Origin of the sequence: Mycobacterium simiae, from assembly GCF_008370645.1 — a bacterium.
GTDB lineage: Bacteria > Actinomycetota > Actinomycetes > Mycobacteriales > Mycobacteriaceae > Mycobacterium > Mycobacterium simiae_A.
This window is the reverse complement of sequence record NZ_VTZN01000056.1, coordinates 22,192-28,371: the sequence shown is the minus strand read 5'-3', so window position 1 is coordinate 28,371 and position 6,180 is coordinate 22,192. Positions and strand designations below refer to the sequence as shown.

Sequence of the window (6,180 nt, the reverse complement as noted above, 5' to 3'; positions counted from 1 at the left end):
TACGGCCCACCACCGGGTTACGGCCCACCACTGGTTCCCGGGGCAGTCAAACCCGGGATCATCCCGCTGCGGCCGTTGACCCTGAGCGATATTTACAACGGCGCCGTCGGCTACATTCGCACCAATCCGAAGACGACGCTCGGACTGACCGCCATCGTTGTGGTCGTCATGCAGGTGTTCACCTTGCTCGCCACCCTCGGGCCATTGGCAGCTATGAGCCGGCTGGGCACCCACCCCTCGACGGAGCTGAGTTGGGGCGTGTTGGGGGCGTGGACGGGCTCGATGGCCGCGAGTGCACTGGTCACCTGGCTGGGCGGCATGTTGCTCAGCGGAATACTGACCGTTGTGGTCGGGCGCGCTGTGTTCGGGTCTCCGATCACCATCGGTGAAGCGTGGGCTCGGGTCCGCGGGCGCCTACTCGCACTGATCGGCCTGGCACTGCTCGAGGCGGCCGGGGTGACGGCCCTGGTGGGGCTGGTGGTGGTCATCCTGGTCGGGGTCGCCGCGGCTGCCAACGGAGCGGCGGCGGTCCTGCTGGGCTTTCCGCTACTGCTATTGGTCGGGCTGCTGCTGGCCTACCTGTACACCATGCTGATGTTCGCACCTGTACTCATCGTGTTGGAGCGACTGCCGTTAGTCGACGCGATCACCCGATCGTTTCGGCTGGTTCATGGCGGGTTCTGGCGGGTGCTCGGGATCCGGTTGCTGACGGTGCTGGTGGTGGGCTTGGTGGGTGGAGCGATCGCGGCACCCTTCAGCATTGTCAGCCAAGTACTGCTGGGCGTCACCGCCTCCAGCGGCTCGACCGGCATGCTGCTCGTCGCCACGACGCTGGCGGCCATCGGCTCGGCGATCAGCCAAATCATCACCGAGCCGTTCACCGCCGGGGTGGTGGTGCTGTTGTATACCGACCGCCGGATGCGCGCCGAGGCCTTCGACCTGGTGCTGCAGACCGGGGCAGCCGGCGGGCCGGCCGCGGTGGATTCCACCGATAACCTGTGGCTCACCCGGCCTTACTGACCGACTAATGAGGACAGACTGACGGTGCCCTCCATCGACATCGACCGCGATGCCGCACACCAGGCCGCGCAGCGTGAGCTCGACAAACCAATCTACCCCAGAGATTCGCCGTTACAGCAGCTCAACGACTGGATCAACGGACTGCTGTACCGGCTGCTGGAGAAGGCATCCTCGATACCAGGCGGGTGGTTCACCGTTACCGTGCTGCTGATCCTGTTGACGCTCGCTGTGGTCGTCGGCGTCCACATCGCGCGTAATACCATCCGCACCCGCCGCGGCGGCGACTACCAACTTTTCGAGGCCGGCCAGCTCACCGCAGCTCAGCATCGAGCGACTGCGGAATCCTTTGCTGCTCAAGGTAATTGGTCTGCCGCGATCCGGCACCGGTTGCGCGCGGTCGCTCGAGAGCTGGAAGAGACCAGCGTGCTCGATCCGGCTCCGGGTCGTACTGCCAACGAGCTCGCCGACACTGCGGGCGCAGCGCTGCCCCATCTGGCAAGCGAATTAGCCGGGGCCGCAACAGTTTTCAACGAAGTCACCTACGGCGAACAGCCCGGAACCGAAGCCGCCTACCAATTGATCGCCGAGCTTGATAACCACTTGCGGTCACGCTCCCCCGCCTTGTTGGGCGCTAAACACCCTGCCGCACATGATACTTGGGCTAAAGTCCGGTGACGGGGCACCGGCGGCCGTGGCGCGGGATCTTGCTCACGCTGGCCGCAATCACCCTCGTCGCCGCCATCGGCACCTACCTGACGGCCCCACGGCCCGGCGGCACAATGGATCCCGAGGCCACCAGCACCTCGGGTGCCCACGCGCTGGCGACGCTGCTGCGCGAGGGCGGAGTCGAGGTGGTGGTGGCCGACACCATTGCCGACGTTGAGGGCGCGGCCCGCGCCGACTCCCTGCTGCTAGTGGCACAAACTCAGTACCTAACCGACAACTCAACGCTGCAGCGGCTGGCGCAGGCTCCCGGCGACCTCCTACTGGTAGAACCCACCGCACGCACCCGCAGGGCGCTGACCCCGAAGCTGCGCACCGGGGCGGCCGAAGAATTTGCCAACATGCCGGATTGCGCGCTGCGCGAAGCTAACCGGGCTGGAAGGGTGCATTTCGGTCCGAGTGACGCCTACCAGTCCAAGGGCAGCCTGGAGGTGGTCAGCTGCTACGGCGGGGCGTTGGTCCGCTACCGCGATGCCGGGCGCACCGTCACGGTGGTGGGCAGTAGCAACTTCATGACCAACGGCGGGCTATTGGAAGAGGGCAACGCCGCGCTGGCCATGAACCTGGCGGGTGATCGGCCTCGCGTCGTCTGGTACGCGCCGCACCGCGCTGAGGGCGAAACATCGTCTCCAGGATCTCTTTTCGACCTCATCCCGGAAAACGTGACCTGGATCGCCTGGCAGCTGTGGCTGGTTGTGATCCTGGTGGCGCTGTGGAAGGGCCGGCGGGTGGGGCCACTGGTTGCCGAGGAGATGCCCGTAGTGGTCCGGGCATCGGAGACCGTGGAAGGCCGCGGCCGGCTGTATCGGTCGCGCCGAGCCCGCGACCGCGCCGCCGACGCACTGCGGACTGCGACACTGCAACGGCTGCTGCCCCGGCTCGGTATCGGCCCCGGGACGGACCCACCGGCGGTGGTGACGACCGTATCCCGGCGCAGTGGCGCCGACCCGGAGTTCATTCGGTACCACTTGTATGGGCCGCCCCCGACCACCGACAACGATCTACTCCACCTCGCCCGCGCGCTCGACGATATCGAAAGGCAGGTCACCCACTCGTGACACAGTCCCCGTCCACCCCGCAAGCCCCTCCCGCCCAGACCCCGCTCGCGGATTCGGCACGCGAGGCATTGCTGGGGTTGCGCGCCGAGATCGCCAAGGCGGTCGTCGGACAGGACGGGGTGATCAGCGGCTTGGTGATCGCGCTGCTGTGCCGCGGCCACGTGCTGTTGGAAGGCGTTCCGGGAACAGCGAAAACGCTGATGATCCGAGCCATGGCTGCCGCGCTGCAGCTGGAGTTCAAACGAGTGCAGTTCACCCCCGACCTGATGCCGGGCGATGTCACCGGCTCACTGGTCTACGATGCGCATTCGGCCGAGTTCGCCTTCCGGCCGGGCCCGGTGTTCACCAACTTGTTGCTCGCCGACGAGATCAACCGGACCCCACCCAAGACGCAGGCCGCGCTGCTGGAGGCGATGGAAGAGCGTCAGGTCAGTGTGGAAGGTCAACCCAAACCGCTACCGGACCCGTTCATCGTCGCCGCGACGCAAAACCCGATCGAATACGAGGGCACCTATCAGCTGCCCGAAGCTCAACTCGACCGTTTCCTGCTGAAGCTGAATGTCACGCTGCCGGCGCGCGACTCCGAGATCGCGATCCTCGGCCGGCATGCGCACGGTTTCGATCCGCGCGATTTGTCCGCCATCAAACCAGCGGCGGGGCCGGCAGAACTTGCCGCCGGGCGAGAGGCGGTGCGCCAGGTGCTGATCGGCGACGAGGTGCTGGGCTACATCGTTGACATCGTGGGAGCCACCCGCTCGTCGCCAGCGCTGCAGCTGGGCGTATCGCCGCGCGGGGCGACCGCGCTGCTGGGCACCGCACGATCCTGGGCGTGGCTGTCCGGGCGCCACTACGTCACTCCTGACGACGTGAAGGCGATGGCCCGCCCGACGCTGCGGCACCGGATCATGTTGCGCCCGGAAGCCGAGCTCGAAGGCGCCACACCCGACGGCGTGCTGGACGGAATACTGGCCACGGTCCCGGTGCCTCGCTAGTGATCCTCACTGGGCGAACCGGACTGCTGGCGCTGATCGCCGTCCTGCCGATAGCCGTCTCCCCCTGGCCGGCAGGGGTTTTCGTGGCATCGCTGGCGGTGCTGGCCACGGCAGTGTGCATCGACGTCGCGCTGGCGGCCAACACCCGGGCGTTGCGCTTCACCCGATCGCCAGACAGCTCGTGTCGGCTTGGCCAGCCGGTGGACTCCCGACTGCTGATCAGCAACGAAGGGCGCCGCCGCTTTCGTGGCCGGGTTCGCGACGCCTGGCCGCCCAGCGTGCGCGCCGAGCCGCGCACCCGTTGGGTTAGCCTCGCGGCCGGAGAGCGTCAGCAATTGGACACACGGCTGCGCCCGGTTCGCCGCGGCGACCAACGCGCAGCCGTCGTCACGGCCCGATCATTCGGACCGCTGGGCTTGGCGGGCCGGCAGAGTTCGCAGTCGGTGCCGGGGCAAATCCGGGTGCTGCCGCCGTTTTTGTCGCGCCAGCACCTGCCGTCGCGGCTGGCCAAACTGCGCGAGATCGACGGGTTATTGCCGACGCTGATCCGCGGTCAGGGCACTGAATTTGACTCGCTGCGCGAATATGTTGTCGGCGACGACGTCCGCTCCATCGACTGGCGCGCCACCGCGCGCCGGGCTGACGTGATGGTCCGCACCTGGCGGCCCGAACGCGACCGGCGTGTGGTGCTGGTGCTCGACACCGGGCGGATGTCCGCGGGCCGAGTAGGCGTGGACCCGACCGCAGCCGATCCCGCCGGGTGGCCGCGGCTGGACTGGTCGATGGACGCAGCATTGCTGTTGGCGGCCCTGGCGTCACGCGCCGGCGACCATGTCGACTTTCTTGCTCATGACCGGGCGAGCCGCGGAGCCGTATTCGGCGCGTCTCGCACCGAGCTGTTGGCCCAACTGGTCGATGCCATGGCCCCGTTGCAACCTGCGTTGGTCGAATCTGATTGGCGGGCAATGATTTCCACTATATTGCGGCGCACCCGCCGACGGTCACTGGTAGTGCTGCTGACCGACCTTAACGCCACTGCTCTAGACGAGGGCCTGCTACCGATACTACCGCAGCTGTCGGCCAAACATCGGGTGGTGGTGGCCGCAGTCGCCGACCCGCGCGTCGACCAACTGGCCATTGGGCGGTCCGACGCGGCCGCGGTGTACGACGCGGCGGCCGCCGAACGCGCCCGCAACGACCGGCGTGCGATCGCGTCGCGCCTGCGCCGCAGCGGAATGGAGGTCGTCGACGCGGCGCCCACGGAAATCGCTCCCGCCCTTGCGGATCGTTACCTGGCGATGAAAGCGACCGGCCGGCTGTAGTTTTTCGCCGCGATTGGGAATCCTCGCGACGCCCTCTCTCAGCTAGTGGGCACCACGTCGGGGGCGTCCTCGATGTCGCCGGTCTCTCCAGCTTTCACGGCCCGACGGCCGAAGTGCACGATGTAGGACAAGAAGGCCGCCTCGGTGATGATGCCGATGGCAATCCGGACAATGGTCGGCAAGGGCGACGGCGTTACCAGCGCTTCGATCAGCCCGGCGATGAGCAACACACCGACCAGACCTACCGCGACCGACACCACGGCGCGGCCTTGCTCGGCCAGAGCGTGCCCGCGCGGCCGGTCGCCGGGTGCGATCACCGACCAGCCCAGTCGCATTCCTGTTGCGCCGGCCAGAAACACCGCTGTCAGCTCGAGCAGGCCGTGCGGAATGAGCAGGCCCAGCAGCAGGCCGCCCCGGCCCGCCTGGAACATCAGACCAGCGATGACGCCCACGTTGACGGCGTTCTCGAAGAGCACCAGCGGTATTGGCACGCCCAACAGAACCGACATTGCGATGCACTTTGCGGCCACCCAGGAGTTGTTCACCCACACCTGCAGCGCGAACGACGTGGCGGGATGCTCGCTGTAATACGACTCAACGTCGTGGTTCACCAGTTCGTGGATGTCCGCGGGGGTTCCGATGAAAGACTGCACTTCGGGACTGCCAGCCACCCAGAACGCGATAAGCACCACCACGGCAAAAAACGCCACCGCCGTCGCCAACCACCAGCGCCAGGCCCGATAGGCGACGACCGGGAAGGATACTGTCCAGAAACGAATGAAAGTACTGGTCAGCGGCGCGTGCGCCCCGGTGACCGCGGCCCGTGCGCGTGCCACCAGACTGGACAGCCGTCCGACCAACACGGAATCCGACGAGAACGAGCGCAGCATCGACAGATGTGTGGAGACCCGTTGATACAGCTCCACAAGTTCGTCGATCTCGGCGCCGGTCAGCGAGTGACGCTTTTTCACCAACTGGTCGAGCCGGTCCCAGGTACCGCGGTGGGTCAGCAGGAACGCGTCGACATCCACTCGTTTCTCCTATATCAAGCCGCCGCCTGGCAAG

The 6,180-nt window shown here is 66.9% G+C and carries 6 protein-coding genes; 5 read left to right on the top strand and 1 reads right to left on the bottom strand.

Features of this window, described 5'->3' with window-relative positions; genetic code table 11:
- From F0Q45_RS11340 to F0Q45_RS11320, 5 genes are all read left to right on the top strand, one after another.
- Window positions 1-1,020, top strand: a 1,020-nt coding sequence (locus F0Q45_RS11340; RefSeq protein WP_149654048.1) for a hypothetical protein, incomplete at its 5' end; no start/stop codon positions are given.
- 24 nt (window positions 1,021-1,044) lie between these two features.
- Window positions 1,045-1,695: a DUF4129 domain-containing protein gene (locus F0Q45_RS11335; RefSeq protein WP_149654047.1), complete on the top strand. Its 651-nt coding sequence runs from the start codon at window positions 1,045-1,047 to the stop codon at window positions 1,693-1,695.
- Window positions 1,692-2,801, top strand: coding sequence for a DUF4350 domain-containing protein (locus F0Q45_RS11330; protein ID WP_188112884.1), 1,110 nt, complete (start codon window positions 1,692-1,694; stop codon window positions 2,799-2,801). The genes F0Q45_RS11335 and F0Q45_RS11330 overlap by 4 nt, the downstream gene beginning before the upstream one ends.
- Window positions 2,798-3,793, top strand: coding sequence for an AAA family ATPase (locus F0Q45_RS11325; RefSeq protein WP_149654046.1), 996 nt, complete (start codon window positions 2,798-2,800; stop codon window positions 3,791-3,793). Before F0Q45_RS11330 ends, F0Q45_RS11325 begins: the two co-directional genes overlap by 4 nt.
- The gene (locus F0Q45_RS11320; RefSeq protein WP_149654045.1) at window positions 3,793-5,115 is read left to right on the top strand and encodes a DUF58 domain-containing protein; all 1,323 of its coding nucleotides are present in this window, start codon (window positions 3,793-3,795) and stop codon (window positions 5,113-5,115) included. Before F0Q45_RS11325 ends, F0Q45_RS11320 begins: the two co-directional genes overlap by 1 nt.
- 38 nt (window positions 5,116-5,153) lie before the next feature.
- On the opposite strand, the gene F0Q45_RS11315 is transcribed toward F0Q45_RS11320, so the two are convergent.
- A complete protein-coding gene (locus F0Q45_RS11315) occupies window positions 5,154-6,146 on the bottom strand; it encodes a stage II sporulation protein M (protein WP_149654044.1) in 993 nt (330 codons plus the stop codon).
- Window positions 6,147-6,180: the final 34 nt, after the last annotated feature.